Genomic DNA, 24,442 nt, shown 5'->3' with positions numbered 1-24,442 from the left:
GAGTTTTGTTTTGTCGTCAGTGCTTTTGCAGACGGCACACGGCGGATATCCTATCCATCCGACTTTCGATGGAATGCGCCGAGTCCAGCAGGCGCGCCCATCTCGTCAGGACACAACGCGGCAGATCGCATCCCGGCCCAACCGCAAGCGCGCTTGCTCCACACCGCCTGCCAACCGTTTTGGGTATGCTGCCGCTCTCCCCCATAGCCCCCGATCTGCGTGCGCCCGGCGCGAGCGCTTTCGCCTCCATCCCCGCATGCACGTCTCTCGTCTCGACTTCCACCATCTGCGCCGCTTCGCGACGCTCGAGTTGGCCCCCGCGCCCGGGCTGAACCTGATCATCGGCGACAATGGCGCCGGCAAGACCACGGTGCTCGAGGCGATGCACCTGATGGCCTATGGCCGCAGCTTTCGCGGCCGCGTGCGCGATGGGTTGGTCCGCCAGGGTCAGGAGGCGTTGGATGTCTTCGTCGAATGGCAGGAACAGGCGGGCGACGCAGGCACGCCGCGTCGGCGCCGCGCCGGACTGCGCCACAGCGGCCAGGACTGGCGTGGCCGTCTCGACGGCCAGGACGTCGCCCATCTCGGCACGCTGTGCGCAGCGCTCGCGGTGGTCACCTTCGAGCCGGGCAGCCATCTGCTGGTCAGCGGCGGTGGCGAGCCCCGCCGCCGCTTCGTCGATTGGGGCTTGTTCCACGTGGAACCTGATTTCCTGTCGCTGTGGCGGCGCTATGCGCGGGCACTCAAGCAGCGCAACGCCCTGCTCAAGAGCGGCGGCAGCGGCGCGGCACTCGACGCCTGGGATCACGAACTGGCCGAGGCAGGCGAGCCGCTGACCTCGCGCCGCCAGGACTACCTGGATCGCCTGCTGCAGCGCCTGCTCGCCCTCGCCCCTGATCTGGCGCCGGCGTTGGGCATTTCGCATCTGCAGTTCGCGCCCGGCTGGCGCCGCCAGGAGGTGTCCCTGGCCGATGCGCTGCTGCTCAACCGCGAACGCGATCGGCAACTGGGCTATACCTCGGCAGGTCCCCACCGCGCCGACTGGAGCCTCAGCTTCGCCGAGATCCCCGGCCGCGACGCGCTTTCCCGCGGCCAGGCCAAGCTCACCGCCCTGGCCTGCCTGCTGGCGCAGGCGGAGGACTACGCCGAACAACGCGGCGAATGGCCGGTGATCGCCCTGGACGACCTGGCCTCGGAACTGGACCGCCACCACCAGGGCCGGGTCCTGGAGCGGCTGCGTGCCGGCCCGGCGCAGGTCTTCGTCACCGCCACCGAAACGCCGCAGGCGCTGGCCGACGCCGGCCTGCCGATTGCGCGGTTCCACGTGGAACATGGCCAGATCCTGGCCGTTTCCTAGGCCGCCCCGGGTCCGGCGGCCCGGGCTGCTATAATTTCTGCCAATCCCCTATCCAGCGGCGCGAACCGGCCCCGGCCTGTCTTCGCCGCCTCGTGGAGCCTACGGCACGCGCAATGACCGACGAACAGAACACCCCGGCAAGCAACGGCAACTACGACGCCAACAGCATCACCGCTCTGGAAGGCCTGGAGGCGGTCCGCAAGCGGCCCGGCATGTACATCGGCGACGTCCATGACGGCACCGGCCTGCATCACATGGTGTTCGAGGTCGTCGACAACTCCATCGACGAAGCCCTGGCCGGGCATGCCGATCACGTCGCGGTGACCATCCACGCCGATGGTTCGGTGTCGGTGTCCGACAACGGCCGCGGCATTCCGGTCGGCAAGCACGCGCAGATGAGCGCCAAGCTCGGCCGCGAGGTCTCCGCCGCCGAGGTGGTGATGACCGTCCTGCACGCCGGCGGCAAGTTCGACGACAACAGCTACAAGGTGTCCGGCGGCCTGCACGGCGTGGGCGTCAGCGTGGTCAACGCGCTGTCGGAGAAGCTGCTGCTGGACGTGTTCCAGGGCGGCTTCCACTACCAGCAGGAATTCAGCAACGGCGCGGCCGTGGCGCCGCTGGCCAAGCTCGGCGAGACCACCCAGCGCGGTACCACCGTGCGCTTCTGGCCGTCGGTGGTGGCCTTCCACAACAACGTGGAATTCCACTACGACATCCTGGCCCGGCGCCTGCGCGAGCTGTCCTTCCTCAATTCCGGGGTCAAGATCGTGCTCGCCGACGAGCGCGGCGAGGGCCGCCGCGACGACTTCCACTACGAGGGCGGCATCCGCAGCTTCGTCGAGCACCTGGCGCAGCTGAAGACCCCGCTGCACCCGAATGTGATCTCGGTCACCGGCGAGCACAACGGCATCACCGTCGAAGTGGCGCTGCAGTGGACCGACTCCTACCAGGAGACGATGTACTGCTTCACCAACAACATCCCGCAGAAGGATGGCGGCACCCACCTGGCCGGCTTCCGCGGCGCGCTGACCCGCGTGCTCAACACCTACATCGAGCAGAACGGCATCGCCAAGCAGGCCAAGATCAACCTGACCGGCGACGACATGCGCGAAGGCATGATCGCGGTGCTATCGGTGAAGGTGCCGGACCCGAGCTTCTCCAGCCAGACCAAGGAAAAGCTGGTCAGCTCGGACGTGCGCCCGGCGGTGGAGAACGCCTTCGGTGCACGCCTGGAGGAGTTCCTGCAGGAGAACCCCAACGAGGCCAAGGCCATCGCCGGCAAGATCGTCGATGCCGCCCGCGCCCGCGAGGCCGCGCGCAAGGCAAGAGACCTCACCCGCCGCAAGGGCGCGCTGGACATCGCCGGCCTGCCCGGCAAGCTGGCCGACTGCCAGGAAAAGGATCCGGCGCTGTCGGAGCTGTTCATCGTCGAGGGTGACTCGGCGGGCGGCTCGGCCAAGCAGGGCCGCAACCGCAAGAACCAGGCGGTGCTGCCGCTGCGCGGCAAGATCCTCAACGTCGAGCGCGCGCGCTTCGACCGCATGCTGTCCTCCGACCAGGTCGGCACGCTGATCACCGCGCTGGGTACCGGCATCGGCCGCGACGAGTACAACCCGGACAAGCTGCGCTACCACCGCATCATCATCATGACCGACGCCGACGTCGACGGCGCACACATCCGCACCCTGCTGCTGACCTTCTTCTACCGGCAGATGCCGGAGCTGATCGAGCGCGGCTACGTCTACATCGGCCTGCCGCCGCTGTACCGGCTCAAGCAGGGCAAGCAGGAGCTGTACCTGAAGGACGACAACGCGCTCAACGCCTACCTGGCCAGCAGCGCGGTCGAAGGCGCGGCGCTGATCCCGGCCAGCAACGAGCCGCCGATCACCGGCGCGGCGCTGGAGAAGCTGCTGCTGCTGTTCGCCAGCGCCAACGAGGCGGTGGCGCGCAATGCGCACCGCTACGACCCGGCGCTGCTGAGCGCGCTGATCGACCTGCCGCCGCTGGACGTGGCCCAGCTCGAGGCCGAGGGCGAGGCGCATCCGAGCCTGGAGGCGCTGCAGGCGGTGCTCAACCGCGGCAGCCTGGGCTCGGCGCGCTACAGCCTGCGTTTCCAGGCGTCCAACGCGCAGCGTCCGGCCACCCTGCTGGTGGAGCGCCGGCACATGGGCGAGGAGACCACCTACGTGGTGCCGATGGCGGTGTTCGAGAGCGGCGAACTGCGCCCGCTGCGCGAGATCGCGCGGGAGCTGCACGGGCTGGTGCGCGAGGGCGCGCAGATCGTGCGCGGCAACAAGACCCAGGCCATCACCAGCTTCGCCCAGGCCTACGCCTGGCTGTTCGAAGAGGCCAAGAAGGGCCGCCAGATCCAGCGCTTCAAGGGCCTGGGCGAAATGAACGCCGAGCAGCTGTGGGAGACCACGGTGAACCCGGACACGCGCCGCCTGCTGCAGGTGCGCATCGAGGACGCGGTCGCCGCCGACCAGATCTTCAGCACCTTGATGGGCGACGTGGTCGAACCGCGCCGCGACTTCATCGAGGAAAACGCGCTGAAGGTCGCCAACCTCGACATCTGACCGCGGCGGCGGTCGCCCCGGCGCGTGCCGGGGCCGGCTGCCCTCCGTGCCTTCCGCCCGCTTCCGCGCAGGACCGCGATGACCGCACCGCCGCCGTTGCCCGCCGCTCCGCTGTCTTTGTCCTCCCCGCCGACGCCGACGCCGACCCGTCCGCGCCGGCCGATCCTCGGTTTCTTCCTCGACGTGCTGCTGGCGGCGGTGGTGCTGCTTGGGGTGAGCGTGCTGTGCGGCCTGGTCTGGGGCGTGCTGCGCGGCTTCCAGCTGGCCATGCAGCTGAAGACGCAGGGCATCCCCGCCGATCGCCTGGCCACGCTGGTCGCGCAGCAGGTCGGCCAGCCGGGCGCGCTGGCGCAGCTGCTGATCGCGCTGGTCAGCACCCTGTCCGCAGCGCTGTTGCTGTACTTCCTGCGGCGCCCGGCCAGTGCCGCCGAGCGCCGCGCCTCGTGGCAGGCGGCGCGCGTGCCGTCGACCTGGGGCTGGGTGCTGCTGGTCGCGGCCGGAGTGTTCTTCGGCAGTGCCGCGATCTCCGCGGTGTCGGCGCAGTTCGGCATCAAGCCGGAACCCACCAACCTGCCGCTGATGCGCGAGGCGATGGCGCAGATGCCGTTGTTCCTGATCGTGTTCGCCGTGGTGATCGCCCCGGCCTACGAGGAACTGCTGTTCCGCCGCGTGCTGTTCGGGCGGCTGTGGGATGCCGGCCGGCCGCGGCTGGGCATGCTGCTCAGCGGCGCTGCCTTCGCCCTGGTGCACGAGGTGCCGGGAACCACCGGCAACAGCCTGGCGGCGACCGCCCAGCTGTGGCTGGTCTACGGCGGCATGGGCGCGGCGTTCGCCTGGCTGTACAAGCGCACCGGCACCTTGTGGGCGCCGATCGCCGCGCATGGACTCAACAACGCCCTCGCGGTGGCCGGGCTCTATTGGTTTGGCGCAACCTGAAGGTTTGTTTGACGAAATGTTAAGACGCGGCCCCCCACACTGCCACGCGTGTTAGGAGGGGGGACCGTATGAAGCAAGTGGTACTTGGCGCGTCGTTCGCGATGCTGCTGGCAGCGTGTGCGACGACGACATCGCCAACCGGGCGTACCCAGGTCGTGGGGGGCATCTCGCAGCAACAACTCGACCAGATGGGCGCGCAGGCGTTCGCCGAAGCCAAGGCCAAGGAACCGCTGGACACCGATCCCAAGCGCAACGCCTACGTGCGCTGCGTGGTCAACGCGCTGGTCGCGCAACTGCCCGACCAATGGCGCGGCACCGGTTGGGAAACGGCGCTGTTCAACGACAAGGAACCCAACGCGTTCGCCCTGCCCGGCGGCAAGGTCGGGGTCAACAGCGGCATCTTCAGCGTGGCCAAGAACCAGGACCAGCTCGCCGCCGTGCTCGGCCACGAGATCGGCCACGTCATCTCGCGTCACCACGAAGAACGCATCACCCGTCAGCTCGGCGCGCAGGCGGGCCTGAGCGTGATCGGCGCGCTGGCCGGCGCGCGCTACGGCCAGGGTGCGGCCGACACCGTCGGCCAGGTCGGCGGCATGACCGCGCAGACGCTGTTCCTGCTGCCCGGCTCGCGCCAGCAGGAAAGCGAGGCGGACATCGTCGGCCAGCGCCTGATGGCACAGGCCGGATTCGACCCGGCGCAGGCGGTGGATCTGTGGAAGAACATGATGGCCGCCGGCGGCGATCGTCTGCCGCAATGGCTCTCCACCCACCCCGATCCCAGTGCCCGCATCGGCGAGTTGCAGCGCGACGTCGCTGCGCTGGAACCGGTGTATGCGCAGGCGCGCAGCGCCGGCAGGACGCCCAAGTGCGGTTGAGTCGGCCGTCGTCCCCGCGCCCGTCGCCGGCGCTGTCACAGAAAACGCATCTAAAAACGTTTTCACGGCGTACAGGTTTCTGATAGGTTTGCTGGCTCGGCCGAGGAATGGCCGCTCCGTCTTCCGTGCCGCTCCGGGCGGTTTCCACCGAGGTGACCCATGAAATTCCGCATCCGCAAGCAAGCGTTGTTGTCCCTGGTGATCACCGCCGCCCTCGGTGGCGCGGTGGTGACCGATGCCGCTGCGCAGAGCGATCGCACCGACCACCGCTCCTCGCGTAATGCGAAGAACGAGAAGGCGGCGGTGCTGTTCCCCAATGCCGAGCGCAAGGAGCCGAACGGCAAGCCGTCGTCCAAGCTCGGCAGCAAGCTGCAGAAGCTGATCGACACCTACAACAAGGGCGAGGACTACGCCTCGGTGCGTGCCCAGGCCGACGAGATCCTGGCCAACAGCGGCGCCAACGAGTACGACAAGTCGGTCGCCGCGCAGCTGGCCGCGCAGGCCGCCTACAACCTCGACGACAGCAAGGCCGCGCAGGCCTACCTCAAGCAGGCGATCCAGTTCAACGGCCTGGACAACAACGGCCACTACCAGTCGATGCTGATGCTGGCGCAGCTGCAGCTGCAGGACGACCAGACCGCCGAAGGCCTGGCCACGCTGGACAAGTTCCTCGCCGAAACCAAGTCGACCCGCCCGGAAGACCTGATCCTCAAGGGCCAGGCGCTGTACCAGGCGCAGCGCTACCAGGAAGCGATCCCGGCGCTGAAGCAGGCGATCGCCGCCTCGCCGGAGCCGAAGGACAGCTGGAACCAGCTGCTGATGGCGTCCTACGCCGAAGCCGGCCAGACCGGCGAGGCGGTCAAGGCCGCCGAGGCGCTGGCGGCCAAGTCGCCCAACGACAAGAAGGCCCAGCTCAACCTGGCCAGCATGTACATGCAGGCCGACCAGATGGACAAGGCCGCAGGGGTCATGGACAAGCTGCGTGCCGCCGGTCAGCTGACCGACGAAAAGGAATACAAGCAGCTGTACTCGATCTACGCCAACACCGAGGGCCACGAGAAGGACGTCATCGCGGTCATCAACGAGGGCATGCAGAAGGGCATCCTAAAGCCGGACTACCAGACCTACCTCGCCCTGGCGCAGTCGTACTACTACACCGACCAGCTGCCGCAGGCGATCGAGAACTGGCAGAAGGCCGCGCCGCTGTCCAAGGATGGCGAAACCTATCTCAACCTGGCCAAGGTGCTGCATTCGGAAGGCCGTGTGGCCGAAGCCAAGCAGGCCGCGCAGCAGGCACTGGCCAAGGGCGTCAAAAAGCCGGAAGACGCCAAGAAGATCATCAACCTGAAGTAGCACGCAAAAAAAGCCCCCGAAGACCAGTGCTGAAAGTAGTGCAGGTAACAGGGATTGGTATAAGCTTGGAGGTTCCTGCGGTGTCATCGCCGCGTGAACTTGGGTTCAGCTCCACAGCGGAATCCGCCCCCCTTTAATCGAGTCATTGGCGCATGACGGAACAACTGGTCATCCATCGGCAGTACGACAAAGATGACGCCTCCGGCCTCAGCTGGCCGCGCATCATCGGTATTGCCTTCGTAATCGCGCTGCATCTTGCGGCGCTGATGTTGCTGCTGATTCCGGCCGTTGCGCCCAAGGCGGTGGCGGAGAAGGAACGCAACATCATGGTCACCCTGGTGGATGCACCGCCGCCGCCTCCCCCGCCGCCGCCGCCGCCGCCGAAGCCGCCGGAAACCCCGCCGCCGCCGGTGAAGAACCTGGCGCCGCCGAAGCCGACCCCGCTGCCGCCGCCGCCGGAAGCCCCGGTGATCGACGTGCCGGAGCCGCGCCCGAACGACGTGGCCACCCCGCCGTCGCCGCCCGCGCCGCCGGCCGCACCCTCGGACATCAGCGCTAGCGTCGATATTTCGTCGAAGAACATGAACCCGCCGAAGTACCCGCCGGCTGCATTCCGGTCGGGCGCACAGGGCGAGGTGATCCTGATCATCGACGTCGATGCCAGTGGTAACGTCACGAACGTTGCCGTCGAGAAATCCAGCCGCAACCGCGACCTGGACCGCGCCGCCATGGAAGCAGCGCGCAAGTGGCGGTTCAATGCCGCTGTCGTCAATGGACAGAAGACTGCCGGTCGCGTCCGCGTCCCGGTCAACTTCGCGCTGAACTGATACAAGGGTTCGCGGGCCGGCGCACCGCCGGTCCGCACGGCCTGTCTACTCTTTGCACCACCCTCATCACCACCACACACAACAAAGGTAAGCGTCATGCTGCAGGAAATTTTCATCGCCGCTGCTGCGGGGGGCAACAACGCATCGAACGCCCTGTCGCAGATGGGCTTCGAGCACCTGATCACCGAAATGACCTCCAAGCCGGGTGACTTCGCCGTCTCCTGGGTGGTGCTCATCACCCTGATCATCATGTCCGCCTCGTCCTGGTACTGGACGATCATCAACATCTTCCGCGCCACGCGCCTGAAGAGCCAGGCCGACCGCGTCACCAGCCTGTTCTGGGATACCCCGAACGCGCAGGACGCCATCCGTGCGATGGAAGAGCAGCCGGCTTCCGAGCCGTTCTCGAAGATCGCCCTGGACGCCGCGCAGGCCGCTGCGCACCACCAGCGCGCCGAAGCCGGCACCGGCACCGGCCTGGGCGAGACCCTGAGCCGTTCGGAGTTCGTTGACCGCGCCCTGCGTCAGGCCGTGACCCGCGAAAGCACCAAGCTGCAGTCGGGCATGACCCTGCTGGCGACCGTCGGTGCGACCGCGCCGTTCGTCGGTCTGCTGGGTACCGTGTGGGGCATCTACGGCGCGCTGATCAAGATCGGTGCCACCGGCTCCGCCTCGATCGACGCCGTGGCCGGCCCGGTCGGTGAAGCGCTGATCATGACCGCGATCGGTCTGTTCGTCGCGATCCCGGCCGTGTTCGCCTTCAACTTCTTCAGCAAGGTCAACAGCTCGGTGATCGCCAAGTTCGACACCTTCGCTCACGACCTGCACGACTTCTTCGCCACCGGTTCGCGCGTTCGCTGATCCCGGCTAAGTCGTCCACGCAACGTTAACGGAGCCCGTTATGGCTTTCAGTAGTGGTAACAGCGGCGGCCCCATGGCCGACATCAACGTCACGCCCCTCGTGGACGTGATGCTGGTGCTGCTGATCATCTTCATCATCACGGCACCGCTGATGTCCCACAAGGTCAAGGTGGAACTGCCCCAAGCCAACTTGAAGCAGGATCCGGACAAGGACGACAAGCGTTCGAATCCGATCACGCTGGCGGTCAAGGAAGATGGGTCGCTGTACTGGAACGATGAGCCGATCTCCAAGGAAGCCCTGGAGTCGCGCTTCTCGACCGCCGCACAGCAGACCCCGCAGCCGCCGCTCAACCTGCGTGGCGACCGCACCACCAAGATGCGCACGATCAACGAGATCACCAAGATCGCGCAGAGTCAGGGCATGCTGGACGTCGGCTTCGTTGCGACCAAAGAGAAGGGGAACTGAGCCATGGCGTTCAGCTCAGGAGGCGGCCGTGGTCCCATGGCCGACATCAACGTCACGCCGCTGGTCGACGTGATGCTGGTGCTGTTGATCATCTTCATCGTGACCGCGCCGATCATGACGTACCCGATCGACGTGGATCTGCCGCAGCGGGTCATCAACCCGCCGCCGCAGTTGCGCGATCCGCCGCCGCCGATCGATCTGCGGATCGATGCGTCGAACCAGGTGTTCTGGAACAACAGCCCGGTGGCGGTGAGTGCGCTCCCGCAGATGATGGAAAACGAAGTCCAGCGCGATCCGACCAACCAGCCGGAACTGCGCATCGATGCCAATCCGGATTCCGAGTACGAAGTGATGGCCAAGGTGCTGGCCGCCGCCAAGAACTCGGACATGAAGAAGATCGGCTTCGTGCAGCAATAAGCTTCAACGCAATCCGTTTCACCGCAACACCTCAGTCATGACGCGACTGCAAACGCCACCGGCAACGGTGGCGTTTTTTTATGCGCGGACGGAAGCCCCTCCCCTGCCCGTTCGCCAGGCAGGCCCGGTCCGCGGCCGGATGCGCTGACGCGACATGCAGCCGAATGGTCCGGACACGCGCGTCCCGTGCACCCTGCCGCCTGCGTGTCCGCCGCCTGGGCCAAGTCCGCATGCCCGCACCATCCTTGGCCGCCCACTCGCACATCGCCGCGGCCCAGGTGTAGGCTGGTGGCGCGACACCACACCCACAGGAGGCTGGCCATGGCGTTCAGTGCTGCAGGGACTCGGGGACCGCTGGCGGAGATCAATGTCACTCCGCTGGTCGATGTGATGCTGGTGCTGTTGATCATTTTCATCGTCACCGCGCCGATGCTGACGCGGACGATCACCATGGACCTGCCGCAGCGCACGCCGGCAATGTCCAGGCCCTTGCCGCCACCGGACCCGATCCAGTTGCGCCTGGATGCCAGCGGCCAGTTGTTCTGGAATGCCTCCCCCCTGCCGTTGCGCGAGTTGCAGCCGCGCCTGCAGCAGGCGATGGCGCAAGCCGCCGGCAATCCGCCCGAGCTGCGCATCGATGCCAGCCCGGATGCCGACTACGACGCCATGGCCAAGGTGCTGGCGGCGGCGAAGAACGCCGACGTGCAGCGCATCGGCTTCGTGCAGTAAGCGGCGGCCCGCCGGGCCGCCATGTAGCGACGCCACCGAAAGGTGGCGTCGTGCACGTCGTGCGCCGCTCGTCGTTCCGGTTTGAGGGCGGCAGCGCAAGACGCACCATGGCCAGCTTGCGCTGAGCGCGACAGCCCTGCGGACGGCGATCGCTGCGCCAGCAAAGCGCGCCTTGCTCCAGAGCGGCGCCTGCCTCGCAGAGTTTGTTTGGCTCAGCGTGCGCCGGCCAGCACCGCCAGATAGGCCTTCACCGTGGCGTCGAGCCCGGCGTACAGCGCCTCGCCGATCAGCGCGTGGCCGATCGAGACCTCCAGCACCTGCGGCACGTTCGCCAGGAACGCGCCGAGATTGGCCTGGGCCAGATCGTGGCCGGCGTTGACGTCCAGGCCGGCCGCCTGCGCGCGGCGTGCGGCGGCCGCGAACGGCGCCGCCGCGGCGCTGTCGCCCCGCTCCCATGCGGCCGCATAGGGGCCGGTATAGAGCTCGATGCGGTCGGCACCCAGTTCGGCCGCCACCGCCAGCTCGGGGTTGTCGGCATCGACGAACAGGCTGATCCGGCAGCCCAGCGCCTTCAGTTCGGCGATCAGTGGGCGCAGGCGCGCACTGTCGCGGCCGAAGTCGAAGCCGTGGTCGGAGGTGAGCTGGCCGTCGCCGTCGGGCACCAGGGTCGCCTGCGCCGGGCGGGCCTGCGCGCACAGGGCGATCAACCCGGGATAACCGGTCCGCGGCGGTGCGAACGGGTTGCCCTCGATGTTGAATTCGACGCCGCGGTCGCGGGTCAGCTCGGCCAGCGCCAGCACGTCTTCGGCATGGATGTGACGGCGGTCCGGCCGCGGGTGCACGGTGATGCCGTGCGCGCCGGCATCCAGGCAGGCGCGCGCGGCCTCGAGCACGCTGGGCAGGTCGCCGCCGCGCGAATTGCGCAGCACCGCGATCTTGTTGACGTTGACGCTGAGCTTGGTCATTGCCGGCGTGCCGTTACGGCGCCGCGGCGTCGTCGCTGGCGGCGGCCGCGGCGCGGCGCGCCTCGGCCTGCTCGCGCAGCCGGCGCAGCTCGGCCGGGTCGATCATCGGCATCGCATCGCGCTGGCTGGCGTCGCCGATCTTGGCCACGTACCAGCCGCGCGCCCAGGCCAGCAGAAAGGCCAGCGCGGCCAGCAGGCTCACCACCAGCAACCACATGTGCGGCGTCGTGAACGCCAGAACGAAAGCACCCAGCGCAAGCGGCAGAAAGAGCCAGTACATGACGATCTCCCCAAGGATGGCGCAGTGTAGCGCCGCCGGGCGTGCCGGTTCCACGTGGCGCCACGGCCGGTGCGGGTGGCCCGGCCGCCGGGGCGCCGCGACTACAGCAGCGGCGAGGTGAGCCGCGCCACTGCCTCCGGCAGCCGATAGCGCCACAGCGAGCGCTTGCGGTCGTCGCGCACACGCACCGCATCGGCCATCTCGCCTTCCAGCAGCTCGGCCAGCTGCCGGGTCAGCCCGTGGTCGCGGAACAGCGTGGCGACCTCGAAATTGAGCCGGAAACTGCGGTTGTCGAAGTTGGCGCTGCCGACCAGGCACAGGTCCTCGTCGGTGATCAATGCCTTGGTGTGCAGCATGCGCGGGCCGTATTCGTAGATCCGCACGCCGGCCTGCAGCAGTTCGTCGAAGTACGAGCGCGCGGCCAGCGTCACCAGCCGCGAGTCGCTGCGCTTGGGCACCAGCAGGCGCACGTCCAGCCCGCCCAGCGCGGCCGAGGTCAGCGCCATGCGCGCGGCCTCGCCCGGCACGAAGTACGGCGTGACCAGCCAGACCCGGCGCTGTGCCTCGTAGATCGCGGCGACCTGCAGGCGGTGGATGCTCTCCCACGACGAATCCGGTCCCGACACCAGTACCTGTGCCTGGATGCTGCCGGCATCGCGGCTGGGCATGTCGTTGGGCCAGATCCGCGCCATGTCGAAGGCGTCGCGGCCCTGGCGGGTGGCGTACAGCCAGTCTTCCACGAACACCAGCTGCAGGCTGCGCACCACGTGGCCCTCGCAGCGCAGGTGCAGGTCGCGGTAGGCATCGGCGCGCAGCGCCTCGTTCTCCTCGTCGGTGACGTTGATGCCGCCGGTGAAGGCGATGCGGCCGTCGATCACCACGATCTTGCGGTGGGTGCGCAGGTTGACCCAGGGCCGCTTGAACTTGAACGGCCGCAGCAGCTGGGTGGGATGGAACCAGGCCACCTCGGCGCCGGCCTCCAGCAGCGGCCGCAGGAAGCGCTTGCGTACCTGCGAGGAGCCGACCGCATCCAGCAGCAGGCGCACCCGCACGCCGGCACGGGCGCGCTCGACCAGCGCGTCGCGGATGCGCGTGCCGGTGCGGTCGGGATTGAAGATGTAGTACTCCAGGTGCACGTGGTGCTGGGCGGCACCGATGTCGCGCACGATCGCCTCGTAGGTGGCCGCGCCGTCGACCAGCCACTGCACCGCGGTGGCCGAGCTCGGCGCCAGGCCGGTGGTGGCCTGGGCGATCTTGGCCAGCTCGGTGCAGTCGGCGTCCGGCGGGCAGACGCTGCTGTAGTGCTCCATGCCCGAGCGCGAGCGGCCGCGGCGCAGGCGCTGCCGCTTCACCTTCTGCGGGCCCAGCAGGTAGTAGATGACGAAGCCGAGGTAAGGCAGGGCGGCCAGCGACAGCACCCAGCTCAGCGTCGCCGCCGGCTCGCGCTTCTGCAGCACGATCCAGCCGCTCAGCCACAGGATGTACAGCAGGTAGGCGGCGGTGAGGTAGGCGCCGATGTGCGGGATACCGGTCAGCCGGTCCCAGGTGTTCTGCAGAGTCGCGATCACGAGCATCGGCGGATTCTAGAGGGTGGCGCGGAGATTGCGGCGAAGGCGATGCCGGCGCGGGATGGCGCGGTCGGCCTGCGCGACGCGGAGGCCGCCTGTCTTGCTGCTGGCCACCGGCGCCGCGAACCGACATGGCGCTGCATGGTGTATGACACCTGCTCGCGGCAGCCGCGTGACACCCGTGGGGACCTGTTCGCGAGCGAGTGGGGATCGGCCCCGGCAAAGCGCGGCATCATCTCGGCCGGGTCACCCTGAGCGTCGACCTGCTGCGCTGACAGCGCGCCAATCCTGCGCACGGGACGAAGGTGGCCGTGCCGCAGGCGTCGGCCTGAAAGATTCAGCGCGGCGGCAGGCACCGTCGCATCCGCCGAGACGCCCGGCGCGTAGCCTATGCCGATGAGCACTGCCATCAAGGGCCGCGGCGCCGGCAGCCACCTGCCCGGCCGCTTCGAACGGACCGTCAGCCAGGCCGAGGACGATGGCTGGCACCCCGACGACAGCGAGGAATTCGCCGCCCCGCGCCTGCGCACCCAGGTGAGCGAGGAGACCGCGCGCAGCATCATCAGCCGCAACCAGTCGCCGGACGTGGGGTTCGCGCAATCGGTGAACCCCTACCGCGGCTGCGAGCACGGCTGCAGCTACTGCTTCGCCCGTCCCAGCCATGCCTATCTGAACCTGTCGCCGGGGCTGGACTTCGAGACGCGGCTGTTCGCCAAGACCAATGCCCCGGAGCTGTTGCGTCGCGAACTGGCCAAGCCTGGCTACGTGCCCAGCCCGATCGCGCTGGGCATCAACACCGATGCCTACCAGCCGATCGAGCGCAAGCTGCAGCTGACCCGGCGCCTGATCGAGGTCTTCGCCGAGACCCGCCATCCGTTCTCGCTGATCACCAAGAACGCGCTGGTCGAGCGCGACCTGGACCTGCTGGCGCCGCTGGCCCGCGACAACCTGGTCAGCGTGCATTTCTCGGTGACCTCGCTGGACGCGCGGCTGTCGGCCAGGCTGGAGCCGCGTGCCTCGGCGCCACACGCGCGGCTGCGGGCGATGCGCACCCTGCACGCCGCCGGGGTGCCGGTCGGGGTGATGGTGGCGCCGGTGATCCCGTGGATCAACGACCATGCGCTGGAAGCGGTGCTGGAAGCGGCCCGCGAGGCGGGCGCCGAGTCCGCCGGCTACGTGTTGCTGCGCCTGCCGCACGAAGTGGCGCCGCTGTTCCGCGACTGGTTGCAGGCGCACCACCCCGATCGCGCCGCGCACGTGATGAGCACGGTGCAGCAACTGCGCGGCGGCAAGGACTACGACAGCACCTTCGGCAAGCGCATGCGCGGCGAAGGCGTCTACGCCGACCTGCTGGCGCGGCGCTTCGCCCTGGCGCACAAGCGGCTGGGCTATGCCGAGTCCCCGCGCCGCCGCCTGGACTGCAGCCACTTCGTCAAACCGCTGCCGCCGCGCCCGCCGTCGCCGCAGGGCGAGTTGTTTTGAGCGGGGAGTGGGGATTCGGGATTGGTGATTCGCAAGAGCGGCTTTCTTGGCGGTTGAATTGCAATGGCGGCGGACCGCAGCGTCGCGCCGCTTTTGCGAATCCCGAATCTCAAATCCCCAATCCCTGCTTTCGACGAATCCCTACTCCCGGCCGTACAACGCCTGGGCCGATTGGAACAGGATCCAGCTGGTGGCGATGAACTTGTCGCCGCGTTGCGGGCGGTTGCCGCGGTGGGTGTGGGTGAAGGCGGTGGGGGCGATCAGCAGGCTGCCGGCGCGCGGGGCGATCTTGCGGCGCTGGAACAGGAACTCGGTCTCGCCCTCGTCGAAATCGTCGTTGAGGTACAGGGTCCACAACAGGTGCCGGTGCAGGGTCTCGGCGCCGGGATCGCGCGGATACAGTTCGCAGTGCCAGTACGGATAGCCACCCTCGCCGGCTTCGTACCACTGCAGGTTGATCGCGCCCGGGCGCAGGCAGGTGCGCGCCAGGTTGGACAGTGCCGCGTCGTCGAGCAGGGCGAAGTCGTCGGCACCGAGCCGGTGCGGCTGGCCGTCAGCGCCCGGCACCTGCAGCATCAGCGGCGAGATCAGGGTCTGCGGGTACTTGCGCAGGTAGCCCAGCAGCCCGCCGAACACGGCCTGCTGCAGTCGTTGTTCCACGTCGCGCCACGGTTCCAGGCCGCTGATGCGCAGGTCGCGGCTGCGCTTGAGCTCGGGAAACACGCCGCTGCCGACTTCGCCGGGCCGCAACTGGGTGCTGCCGCGCAGGCGGCGCAGGATGGCGGCGCAGTCCTCGCGGGACATGGCGCCCTCGAACACTTCGATGAAATCGGGATGCGGGTCGGACATCGCGCGACCTTACCAGCGATTTCGCAGGGTTGCAGCCGCAGCGACGCGGTCGCCAGCGATTGGCGCGGCGACGCAGCGGCCGCCTCAGGCCAGCGGCGGCGGGTACGGACTGGCCTTGAGCAGGCGCGCCAGGTGGGCGGCATTGCTGGCGGCGGTGGTGATGGTGTCGGCCAGCACCTTCGGCGTCTGCTTCAGGTCCCGGTAGGCGGTGCTGCCCATGGCGTCGCCGGCCCAGTATGGCGGGCTGCCGCCGGCGATGCTGGAGCCGACGTCGGTGAGCCTCTGGTACAGGTCGGCGCTGACCTTGTGCGCGCCGTCCTCGTGCCTACCACTGCGACATGGCCGCTGGCCGCCGCGCTTCAGCGGAACAGGTGCCGCGTTGCCCGACGCTAGCGCTTGTCGGTGGCCGCCGGGTTGCCGCGGATCGCGATGCCCAGCAGCACCAGCCACACCGCCAGCGCCAGCAGGGTCGGCAACTCGAAGCGGCTGGAGTTGTACAGGGTGAAGCTCCTGGCGGCGAAGAACAGCAGCGTCCACAGCGCCAAGTTGATCAACACGATGCGCTTTCGCCAGCGGTGGCGGGTGAACAGCGCGATGACGGTGGGCATCAGCGCGACCGGTGCGGTGGCGAAGAAGAACAGCACGACGAGGGTCTGGTTCATGGGGTTCCTCCCGCCCGGTACGACCAAGTGCATGTGACGACCGCCTGCAGTCATCGCGCTCGCGCAGGCCGCCACACTGCCGCTACCCTACCGCAGCCACCACGCCAGGCAACCGCGGACACAGCGGCGGCGATGCACATCAGGGTGACGTCGCGGCGGACGGATCTGTCATCCAACAGGATGCAAGCCAAGGCGCGCAGCGGCCTCAGTGCGCCGCACTCGCGGGCCAGACCCGATCGACCAGGTCGCCGATCTCCATCGGCGCCCCTTGGCCCTCGGCGACACGCTGCCAGGCCGCTGGTGATGGTCCTTGGCGCTCGGTCGGCGGCGCGTCCCACAGGGTGACGTTGAGCGCGAACACCACCACGCCGCCCTTGGCCTGGAACGGCGGCACCCGCTCCAGTGCCGTGACCAGCGTCGTCGCCGTCGCATCGGGAAGTGTGGGTGCCAGATCCAGCCAGATCCTGGAACGGCCGCCGGGGCGGACGGCCACCGCCACGAAGCCGGCGGCAGGCCGGGGCGTGCCGACCCGCGCCAGTTCGCGCGACGCCGCGGCGTTCAGCGCCTTCACATACGCCGCCAGCGCTTCGATGTTCCCGGCACGCTCGCGCATCACCGCGTCGGGCTGCAGCAGCATCAGGTTCTGCATGCGAAAGGGCTCGGCCGCCGACACCATGCCGCTACACAACACCGCCACCAGCATCATGCACCAGCGCATCGGAACCTCCTTGTTCGTCTTGGTCGCTGCCTGCATCCTGCCGCATCGCTGCGCCCCCGGCCAGGGGGCGGCGTGCGTGTGCGATCAGTACAGCAGGTCGACGTAGTGGATCTTCTTCGCACCGAAGCCGCCACAGCCCTCGCTGGTCGTGAACTGCAGCACGACCTGGGTCCTGGAAGAGGCAGCAGAGAGGATGGCCGAATACTTCTCCTTGGCGATGGTATCCGCGGAAAAATCGATTACCCAGCGCCCGTCGGACGCGCACTCGTTGTTGGTCGGCTGGTTCTCCAGCCAGACGGAGGCGTAGTTGGATTCGACCACCACACGGGTGATCTTCCCTTGTTGCGTGGTGTCGGCACAGGCCACACCCGAGACGAGCAGCAGCAACAGCCCGAAGACACGTTTCATCGCACTTTCCCCTGTTTGCGTTGTTTTACCGCCACCGGCGCTGCGACCGCGATAGCGCACATCATCGCGCCGAGGCACCGCCCAGGAGCGACGGCTGCCGTTCCAGGACGATCTCGCCGAAGCGCAATACGCCGCCTGTGGCGGCTTCCCCCTGCACCACCGCGGCCATGCGTCGGCGTTGCGGCAGCGACTATACGGCAGTGCGGGCGACAGCCGCCATCGTCCAGGGGACCTGGACGCGCGACTGTCGCGCCGTCCGCTCAGCCCTGGCGGCTGTCGTGCTCCAGGTGATACCGCACCGCCTCGGCCACTTCGTTCTTGGAGCCCAGGAACACCGGCACGCGCTGGTGCAGTTGCTCCGGCTGCAGGCCGAGGATGCGCGCGCGGCCGGTGCTGGCGGCGCCGCCGGCCTGCTCCACCAGCATGCCCATCGGGTTGGCTTCGTACATCAGCCGCAGCTTGCCGGCCTTGCCGGGATCCTTCTTGTCCCAGGGATAGATGAAGATGCCGCCGCGGGTGAGGATGCGGTGCACGTCGGCGACCATGCTGGCAATCCAGCGCATGTTGAAGTTCTTGCTGCGCACGCCTTCGCTGCCGGCGAGCAGGTCGGCCACGTACTGCTGCATCGGCGCTTCCCAATGGCGCTGGTTGGACATGTTGATCGCGAACTCGGCAGTGTCCTCGGGGATGCGCATGTCGGCCTGGGTCAGCAGGAAGCTGCCCTCCTCGCGCTCCAGGGTGAAGGCGTGGGTGCCGTGGCCCAGGGTCAGCACCAGCATCGTGCTGGGGCCGTAGATGCAGTAGCCGGCGGCGACCTGCGCGGTGCCCGGCTGCAGGAAGTGCTCGTCGCCGGGCTTGTCGGTGCCCGGCGGTGCGCGCAGCACCGAGAAGATGGTGCCGACCGAGACGTTGACGTCGATGTTGGAGCTGCCGTCCAGCGGGTCGAACAGCAGCAGGAAATCGCCGCTGGGGTACTTGTCGGGCACCGGCTGGCAGTGGTCCATCTCTTCCGAGGCGCAGGCGGCGAGGTGGCCGCCCCAGGCGTTGGCTTCGAGCAGGATGTCGTTGCTGAGCACGTCCAGCTTCTTCTGCGCCTCGCCCTGCACGTTGCCGGTGCCGGCATCGCCGAGCACGCCGCCCAGCGCGCCCTTGCTGACCGCGATGGAGATGCGCTTGCAGGCACGGGACACGATCGTGATGAGCTGGCGCAGTTCCGGGCCGATACGCCCGGCATGCTGTTCTTCGATCAGGAAGCGGGTCAGCGAGGTTCGCGACATGGGCAGGGCGGCCTTGCGTGAGAAGGGGACCGCCATTGTCGCGGGTTGCGCCGCGGATTTCGATGCGCCGCGCTGCACGCGCGTCGAAACGCCGCGTAGCGGCCGACGCGCGCGTGCCGCTATGGCGTGCGCTCGTCGGCTTCGAGGGCAGCGGCGAACTTCGCCATCAGCCGCACCAGATCCGTCACGTCCTGCGGCGCCCAGGAGGCGAAGATCCGCCGGCCGATGCGCTCGCGTGCCGCATCCAGACGGTCGGTCATGTCCTTGCCCTTGGGCGTGACGGTGGCCTCGCGCAGGCGCCGGTCCTGCGCGTTGCCGCGGCGTTCGACCAGCTCCATCGCCGCCAGCTTGGCGACCTGGCGGCTGATGGTCGTGTAGTCGCGGCCCAGGCGCTCGGCCAGGTCCACCACCCCGATCGGCCCGAATCGCTCGATCACCACCAGCAGGCGGAACAGCGCCTGGTCCAGGGTCAGGCCGGCTTCTTCCAGCAGTCGCGCGTCGTTGCGCGGGCGGTTCATCACGCTGGCGATGCTGACCATGGACAGGTGCAGCGACTTCAGTTCGGGCGATATATGTGTATCTTGCACTCTCTTATCGGCAGGCATATCGTCCTCTCCAGTTAAGTGCATTTTGCACATTTATGGAGCCTGCAGCGATGACGATGTCCCCCGAGGTGGTGATCTGCGGTGCCGGCGCGGCCGGTTTGACCCTGGCGATCGAACTGGCCCGCCGCGGTGTCGCGTTCCGGCTGCTGGAACAGCGCGACCAGCCCTTCCCCGGCTCCCGCGGCAAGGGGATCCAGCCACGCAGCCAGGAGATGTTCGAGGACATGGGCCTGATCCATCGACTGTTCGCCGCCGGTGGCCTCTACCCGGTGTCGCGCACCCATCGCGCCGACGGCAGCTGGGTCGACACGGTCGTGGTGGACGGCGGTCCCGCCACCCCGGCCGAACCCTATCGCAGCCCGTTGATGGTGCCGCAGTTCCTGACCGAAGCGGCGCTGCGCGCGCGCCTGTCGGAACTGGGGCACCAGGTGGAGTTCGGCCATGCCTTGCTCGATTTCGCGCAGGACGCCGAGGGCGTCACCGTACGCGTGGCCACGCCGGCCGGCGAGCAGACCATCGCTACGCGCTACCTGATCGGCGCCGACGGCGGCCGCAGCGCGGTGCGCCCCATGCTGGGCATCGGCTTTCCCGGCCAGACCCTGGGCGTGCGCGCCGTGGTCGCCGACATCGTGCTGCACGGGCTGCCGCGTGGTGCCTGGCATACGTTCCACGAGGACGACAACGCGCGGCGCATTTCGCTGTGCCCGTTGCTGGGCACGACGCTGTTCCAACTGCAGGCGCCGGTGCCGCGCGACGGCGAGGTGGACCTGTCGGTCGCGGGCCTGGCGGCCATGCTGCGCGCGCGTACCGGCCGCGACGACCTGGTGATCGACCGCGTCTGTTGGGCATCGGCTTATCAGATGAGCGCGCGCTTGGCCGATCGCTACCGCGCCGGGCGCGTGTTCCTGGTCGGCGATGCGGCGCACATCCATCCGCCGACCGGCGGCCAGGGGCTGAACACCAGCGCCCAGGATGCGTACAACCTGGGCTGGAAGCTGGCCGCGGTGCTGCGCGGCGCGCCCGCCGCCCTGCTCGATACCTACGAGGAAGAGCGGCGGCCGATCGCCGCCGCGATGCTGGGCCTGTCCACGCGGCTGCTCGATCGCGCCCGCCACGGCGACCAGCGGCGCGGTCGCGAGGTGCAGCAGCTCGACCTGCAGTACCGGGCCTCGTCGCTGTCGCTGCAGGCCGACGCGGGCGAGCGCCGGATACTACAGCCGGGCGACCGGGCGCCGGATGCGCCGCTGCGCGGTGCGGGCGGGCAGCCGCTGCGGCTGTTCGAGGTCTTGCGCGGCACCCACTGGACCCTGCTCGGCTACGCCGCCGATCGGGCCCTCGCCCCCGGGTGCCGCGGACTGCACGTGCACATCATCGGTCCGGCCGGGGATCTGCGCGATGTGCACGGCCACTTCGCCGACGCCTACGCACCATACCCGGGCGAGTGGCTGTTGGTGCGTCCGGACGGCTACGTCGCCGCACGGGTGGCAACCCCGGACCTCGCGGCGCTGATCGGCCATTTCCAACGGCATGCGGCGTGACCTGCGCTGGCGCCTGCGCAGGTGGCACAGGATGCCGTGCGGCGACCCGATCGATCGCGCCACACGGCACAGCGCCGCCTGCGCGATCCCGCCCCAGGCGCGCCGGCGTTGGCGGCGGGCATAAAAAAACCGGGAGGCTTGCGCGCTCCCGGTGCGATGTCCTGGCCGGACTGCATCAGGCCGCCAGGCGGCGGCCTCGCCGGCGGCACTCAGCCCTTGTGCACGGTCGCCACGGCCTGGGTCACGTAGTCCAGGTTCTTCTGGCTCAGCGCGGCCACGCAGATGCGGCCGGTGCCGACCGCGTAGATGCCGAACTCCTCGCGCAGCCGGTCCACCTGCGCCTTGCTCAAGCCCGAGTAGGAGAACATGCCGGCCTGCTGCTGGATGAAGCCGAACTCCGGCGCGCCCAGGGCGGCCAACTTCTGCACCATGCCGGCGCGCAGGGCGTGGATGCGCTCGCGCATCTCGGTCAGTTCCTGCTCCCACATCGTGCGCAGTTCCGGGCTGTTGAGCACCCCGGCGACCAGCGCGGCGCCGTGCGTGGACGGGCTGGAGTAGATGGTGCGGATGATGCGCTTGACCTGCGACTGCACCGCCTTGCTCTCGGCGGCGTTGGCCGAGACCACCGACAGCGCGCCGACGCGCTCGCCGTACAGCGAGAACGACTTGGAGTAGGAACTGGCGACCACGTAGTTGTCGATGCCGACCTCGGCCAGCAGGCGCACCGCGTAGGCGTCGGCGTCGATGCCCTTGTCGAAGCCCTGGTAGGCGATGTCCACGAACGGGAACAGGTTGCGTTCCTTCAGCAACTCGGCCACGGTGCGCCACTGCGCCTGGCTCAGGTCGGCGCCGGTGGGGTTGTGGCAGCAGGCGTGCAGCAGCACCACGCTGCCGGGCGCGAGCGCGCGCAGGTCGGCGAGCATGCCGTCGAAGTTCAGGCCGTGGCTGGCCGGATCGAAATAGGTGTAGTCGACCACGTCGAAGCCGGCGGCGGTGAACACCGCGCGGTGGTTCTCCCAGCTCGGGTTGCTGATGGCGATGGTCGAGGTGGACAGCAGCTTCTTCAGCAGGTCCGCGCCCACGCGCAGCGCACCGCTGCCGCCGACGGTCTGCGAGGTGGCGACGCGGCCGGCGGCCAGCAGCGGCGACTCGGCGCCGAACAGCAGCTTCTGCGTGGCCAGGTCGTAGGCGGGCAGGCCGTCGATCGGCAGGTAGCCGCGCGGCTTGGCCTCCTGCGCCAGTTGCTGTTCGATCTGCTGCACGGCGCGCAGCAGCGGGATGCGGCCGTTTTCGTCGTAGTAGATGCCCACGCCCAGGTTGACCTTGGTCGGGCGGGAGTCGGCGTTGTAGGCCTCGGTCAGGCCCAGGATCGGGTCGCCTGGGACCTGTTCCACGTTTGCAAAGAAGGACACGGCGGTACTCGTTCGGTGGCGGAGGTGGGGGCCGGAAGGACCGGAGCCGGCGCGGTCAAACACCTCATCCTAACAAACGCTGCCGCGCTTGGCGGGTGCGGCCCGGGGGCACATGGGCGATGATGGCGCATGTCCGTTCCCCTGCCCTCTGCCCTGCTCTGCGGGGCCTGCGCCTTGGCGCTGTCCTCCCTTGTCCGCGCCGCCCCCGGCGCGGATCCCGCCACCACCCTGCCGGCGTTGCAGGTCCAGGCCGCCCGCGTCGGCGGCGTGGCCGATTTCGACCTGCCGGCGTCGCTGACCACCACCGGCCTGGGCGACAGCGACCGCCTCGGCGTGCAGGCCTCCGAGGCCCTGGCCGGGGTGCCCGGCCTGCTCGCGCGCGACCGCCAGAACTATGCGCAGGATACCCAGTTGTCGATTCGCGGCTTCGGCGCGCGCTCGGCGTTCGGCGTGCGCGGCGTGCGCCTGCTGCTCGATGGCATCCCGGCGACGATGCCGGATGGCCAGGGCCAGCTGTCCAACTTCAACCTGTTCGGCAGCGAGCGGGTCGAGGTGCTGCGCGGGCCGTTCTCGGCGCTGTACGGCAATTCCTCCGGCGGCGTGGTGCAGCTGTGGAGCGCCGATGGCCAGCCGGACGATCCGTGGCGGCTGCGCAGCGCGATCGGCAGCCACGGCACCGCCGCCCTCAGCGCGCAGGCGCTGGGCCAGCAGGGCGACGTCCACTACAACCTGGCCGCCACCCATTTCAGCACCGACGGCTACCGCGACCACAGCCACGCGCAGCGCACCACCTTCAACGCCAAGATCGGCATCGACCTGGCGCCGGGGCGGCGCCTGGACCTGCTGCTCAACGCGCTGGAGGCGCCCGATGCGCAGGATCCGCTGGGCCTGAACCGCGCCCAGGTCGCCGCCGACCCGCGCCAGGCCACCGCCGTGGCCAGCCAGTACGACACCCGCAAGTCCACCCGCCAGGTGCAGGCCGGCGCCATCTTCACCCAGCAGGTGGACCAGCAGACCTGGCGGCTGATGGGCTACGCCGGGCGCCGCGACGTGGAGCAGTACCTGTCGGTGCCGGTGAGTGCGCAGAGCAACCCGCTCAACGCCGGCGGCGTGATCGACCTGGATGGCGACTACGGCGGCCTCGACGCGCGCTGGGCCTGGCAGGGCGAACTGGGCGGCCGCCCGTTCCAGTTCACCGTCGGTGCCAATGCCGATCGCCAGCAACAGCACCGCACCGGCTACGAGAACTTCGTCGGCAGTACGCTGGGGGTGAAGGGCCGGCTGCGCCGCGACCAGCAGGACCGAGTGGAGAACGTGGACCAGTTCGCCCAGGCCTGGTGGCAGTTCGCCGAGCGCTGGTCGCTGCTGGCCGGCCTGCGTCACAGCCAGGTGCGGTTCCGCTCGGACGACGCCTACATCGTCGGCCGCAACCCCGACGACAGCGGCCGCACCGACTATGCCGCGACCACGCCGGTGGCCGGGCTGGTGTTCCGCGTCAGCGACGATCTGCGGCTCTACGCCTCGGCCGGGCGCGGGTTCGAGACCCCGACCTTCAACGAGCTGGGCTACCGCCGCGACGGCGGCGCCGGCCTGGCCTTGGACCTGGCCGCCGCGCGCAGCCAGAACCTGGAACTGGGCGCGAAGTGGCGCAACGCCGCCGGCGCCAGCTGGGACGCAGCGCTGTTCCGCGCCACCACCGACGACGAGCTGGCGGTGGCCAGCAACACCAACGGCCGCAGCACCTACCGCAACATCGGCCGCACCCGCCGCCAGGGCGCCGAGACCAGCCTGACCCTGCCGCTGGGCGACAGCGCGCAACTGCAGCTGGCCTACACCTGGCTGCAGGCGACGGTGCGCCAGGCCTACCTGACTTGCGCCAGCAGCGGCTGCGCCACGCCCACCGCGGTGGTGGCCGCCGGCACGCGCCTGCCCGGCGTGCCGCGCCAGCAACTGTTCGCGCGCTGGCAATGGCAGCCGCACGCCTGGCAGTTCGCGGTGGAGGGCGTGGCCGCCGGCGACACCGTGGTCAACGACCTGGCCAGCGAGGCCGCGCCCGGCTACGCCGTGCTCAATCTGGAAGCGGCGCGGCGCTGGACCACCGCGCACGGCACCCTGCGGACCTTCGCGCGCATCGACAACGCGTTCGATCGCCGCTACATCGGTTCGGTCATCGTCAACGACGGCAATGGCCGTTACTACGAACCGGGTCCGGATCGCGGCTATACGGTCGGGTTGCAGTGGGATTTCATGCCCTGAGTGGGTCGTCGACGTGCAGCATTGC

At 69.0% G+C, this 24,442-nt stretch carries 24 protein-coding genes; 13 read left to right on the top strand and 11 right to left on the bottom strand.

The genetic code is table 11. From position 1 onward, the window contains the following. Nucleotides 1-256 precede the first annotated feature (256 nt). The 10 genes from recF to Q7W82_RS03040 all read left to right on the top strand — a co-directional run bounded on the left by recF (nucleotide 257) and on the right by Q7W82_RS03040 (nucleotide 10,397). Nucleotides 257-1,357 carry a DNA replication/repair protein RecF gene (gene recF, locus Q7W82_RS03085; protein ID WP_242157806.1) on the top strand — a complete coding sequence of 367 codons (1,101 nt, stop codon included), beginning with the start codon at nucleotides 257-259 and terminating at the stop codon, nucleotides 1,355-1,357. A gap of 113 nt (nucleotides 1,358-1,470) precedes the next feature. Continuing rightward, nucleotides 1,471-3,933 carry a DNA topoisomerase (ATP-hydrolyzing) subunit B gene (gene gyrB / locus Q7W82_RS03080; protein ID WP_242157815.1) on the top strand — a complete coding sequence of 821 codons (2,463 nt, stop codon included), beginning with the start codon at nucleotides 1,471-1,473 and terminating at the stop codon, nucleotides 3,931-3,933. Nucleotides 3,934-4,011: 78 nt separating this feature from the next. Continuing rightward, the gene (locus Q7W82_RS03075; RefSeq protein ID WP_242157819.1) at nucleotides 4,012-4,869 is read left to right on the top strand and encodes a CPBP family intramembrane glutamic endopeptidase; all 858 of its coding nucleotides are present in this window, start codon (nucleotides 4,012-4,014) and stop codon (nucleotides 4,867-4,869) included. Nucleotides 4,870-4,937: 68 nt separating this feature from the next. Then, the gene (locus Q7W82_RS03070) at nucleotides 4,938-5,744 is read left to right on the top strand and encodes a M48 family metallopeptidase (protein ID WP_242157822.1); all 807 of its coding nucleotides are present in this window, start codon (nucleotides 4,938-4,940) and stop codon (nucleotides 5,742-5,744) included. A 159-nt stretch (nucleotides 5,745-5,903) separates the two neighbouring features. Further along, nucleotides 5,904-7,097, top strand: a complete 1,194-nt coding sequence (locus Q7W82_RS03065) for a tetratricopeptide repeat protein (protein WP_242157824.1) — start codon at nucleotides 5,904-5,906, stop codon at nucleotides 7,095-7,097. 152 nt (nucleotides 7,098-7,249) lie between these two features. Beyond that, nucleotides 7,250-7,924: an energy transducer TonB gene (locus Q7W82_RS03060; protein WP_242082628.1), complete on the top strand. Its 675-nt coding sequence runs from the start codon at nucleotides 7,250-7,252 to the stop codon at nucleotides 7,922-7,924. 96 nt (nucleotides 7,925-8,020) lie between these two features. Continuing rightward, on the top strand, nucleotides 8,021-8,785 hold the full coding sequence (gene exbB / locus Q7W82_RS03055; RefSeq protein WP_010340667.1) for a TonB-system energizer ExbB: 765 nt from the start codon (nucleotides 8,021-8,023) through the stop codon (nucleotides 8,783-8,785). Nucleotides 8,786-8,825: 40 nt separating this feature from the next. Beyond that, the gene (locus Q7W82_RS03050) at nucleotides 8,826-9,251 is read left to right on the top strand and encodes a biopolymer transporter ExbD (protein ID WP_010340666.1); all 426 of its coding nucleotides are present in this window, start codon (nucleotides 8,826-8,828) and stop codon (nucleotides 9,249-9,251) included. A 3-nt stretch (nucleotides 9,252-9,254) separates the two neighbouring features. Next, complete coding sequence (locus tag Q7W82_RS03045; protein ID WP_010340665.1) at nucleotides 9,255-9,668, top strand: biopolymer transporter ExbD; 414 nt, start codon at nucleotides 9,255-9,257, stop codon at nucleotides 9,666-9,668. Nucleotides 9,669-9,989: 321 nt separating this feature from the next. Next, a complete protein-coding gene (locus tag Q7W82_RS03040) occupies nucleotides 9,990-10,397 on the top strand; it encodes a biopolymer transporter ExbD (RefSeq protein WP_242157863.1) in 408 nt (135 codons plus the stop codon). A gap of 212 nt (nucleotides 10,398-10,609) precedes the next feature. Here the strand turns inward: Q7W82_RS03040 and Q7W82_RS03035 are convergent, their stop codons facing one another. The 3 genes from Q7W82_RS03035 to cls form a co-directional block, all read right to left on the bottom strand. Next, a complete protein-coding gene (locus Q7W82_RS03035) occupies nucleotides 10,610-11,362 on the bottom strand; it encodes a pyridoxine 5'-phosphate synthase (RefSeq protein WP_242157872.1) in 753 nt (250 codons plus the stop codon). 13 nt (nucleotides 11,363-11,375) lie between these two features. Beyond that, the gene (locus tag Q7W82_RS03030; RefSeq protein ID WP_010340662.1) at nucleotides 11,376-11,642 is read right to left on the bottom strand and encodes a hypothetical protein; all 267 of its coding nucleotides are present in this window, start codon (nucleotides 11,640-11,642) and stop codon (nucleotides 11,376-11,378) included. Nucleotides 11,643-11,743: 101 nt separating this feature from the next. Further along, nucleotides 11,744-13,216, bottom strand: a complete 1,473-nt coding sequence (cls, locus tag Q7W82_RS03025) for a cardiolipin synthase (RefSeq protein WP_242157878.1) — start codon at nucleotides 13,214-13,216, stop codon at nucleotides 11,744-11,746. 390 nt (nucleotides 13,217-13,606) lie between these two features. On the opposite strand from cls, the gene Q7W82_RS03020 reads away from it, so the two are divergent. After that, nucleotides 13,607-14,692, top strand: a complete 1,086-nt coding sequence (locus Q7W82_RS03020) for a PA0069 family radical SAM protein (protein ID WP_242157880.1) — start codon at nucleotides 13,607-13,609, stop codon at nucleotides 14,690-14,692. A 141-nt stretch (nucleotides 14,693-14,833) separates the two neighbouring features. On the opposite strand, the gene Q7W82_RS03015 is transcribed toward Q7W82_RS03020, so the two are convergent. The 7 genes from Q7W82_RS03015 to Q7W82_RS02985 all read right to left on the bottom strand — a co-directional run bounded on the left by Q7W82_RS03015 (nucleotide 14,834) and on the right by Q7W82_RS02985 (nucleotide 19,193). Further along, nucleotides 14,834-15,541: a 2OG-Fe(II) oxygenase gene (locus Q7W82_RS03015; RefSeq protein WP_242157882.1), complete on the bottom strand. Its 708-nt coding sequence runs from the start codon at nucleotides 15,539-15,541 to the stop codon at nucleotides 14,834-14,836. An 84-nt stretch (nucleotides 15,542-15,625) separates the two neighbouring features. Next, nucleotides 15,626-15,760 (bottom strand): hypothetical protein, encoded by a 135-nt coding sequence (locus Q7W82_RS03010; RefSeq protein ID WP_260114879.1) that lies wholly within the window; start codon nucleotides 15,758-15,760, stop codon nucleotides 15,626-15,628. A gap of 170 nt (nucleotides 15,761-15,930) precedes the next feature. Next, nucleotides 15,931-16,203 (bottom strand): hypothetical protein, encoded by a 273-nt coding sequence (locus tag Q7W82_RS03005; RefSeq protein WP_242157884.1) that lies wholly within the window; start codon nucleotides 16,201-16,203, stop codon nucleotides 15,931-15,933. A 205-nt stretch (nucleotides 16,204-16,408) separates the two neighbouring features. Next, nucleotides 16,409-16,957 (bottom strand): hypothetical protein, encoded by a 549-nt coding sequence (locus tag Q7W82_RS03000; RefSeq protein WP_242157886.1) that lies wholly within the window; start codon nucleotides 16,955-16,957, stop codon nucleotides 16,409-16,411. 48 nt (nucleotides 16,958-17,005) lie between these two features. Next, nucleotides 17,006-17,329, bottom strand: coding sequence for a hypothetical protein (locus tag Q7W82_RS02995; protein ID WP_242157895.1), 324 nt, complete (start codon nucleotides 17,327-17,329; stop codon nucleotides 17,006-17,008). A gap of 260 nt (nucleotides 17,330-17,589) precedes the next feature. After that, on the bottom strand, nucleotides 17,590-18,606 hold the full coding sequence (locus tag Q7W82_RS02990; RefSeq protein ID WP_242157903.1) for a class 1 fructose-bisphosphatase: 1,017 nt from the start codon (nucleotides 18,604-18,606) through the stop codon (nucleotides 17,590-17,592). Between the two features lie 119 nt (nucleotides 18,607-18,725). Further along, nucleotides 18,726-19,193, bottom strand: coding sequence for a MarR family transcriptional regulator (locus Q7W82_RS02985; protein WP_242157920.1), 468 nt, complete (start codon nucleotides 19,191-19,193; stop codon nucleotides 18,726-18,728). Nucleotides 19,194-19,261: 68 nt separating this feature from the next. Between Q7W82_RS02985 and Q7W82_RS02980 the strand changes: the two genes are divergently transcribed. Beyond that, entirely contained in the window at nucleotides 19,262-20,749 is a 1,488-nt protein-coding gene (locus tag Q7W82_RS02980) for an FAD-dependent oxidoreductase (RefSeq protein ID WP_242157929.1), read from the top strand. 209 nt (nucleotides 20,750-20,958) lie between these two features. On the opposite strand, the gene Q7W82_RS02975 is transcribed toward Q7W82_RS02980, so the two are convergent. Further along, the gene (locus Q7W82_RS02975) at nucleotides 20,959-22,161 is read right to left on the bottom strand and encodes an amino acid aminotransferase (RefSeq protein ID WP_242157932.1); all 1,203 of its coding nucleotides are present in this window, start codon (nucleotides 22,159-22,161) and stop codon (nucleotides 20,959-20,961) included. A 129-nt stretch (nucleotides 22,162-22,290) separates the two neighbouring features. Here Q7W82_RS02975 and Q7W82_RS02970 point away from each other — a divergent pair, with 129 nt between their 5' ends. Then, nucleotides 22,291-24,417, top strand: coding sequence for a TonB-dependent receptor (locus Q7W82_RS02970; RefSeq protein ID WP_242157934.1), 2,127 nt, complete (start codon nucleotides 22,291-22,293; stop codon nucleotides 24,415-24,417). Nucleotides 24,418-24,442: the final 25 nt, after the last annotated feature.

Source organism: Xanthomonas indica (assembly GCF_040529045.1).
Lineage (GTDB): Bacteria > Pseudomonadota > Gammaproteobacteria > Xanthomonadales > Xanthomonadaceae > Xanthomonas_A > Xanthomonas_A indica.
Note: the sequence above shows the minus strand (reverse complement) of the source record. Positions and strands in the feature narration are given on the sequence as shown.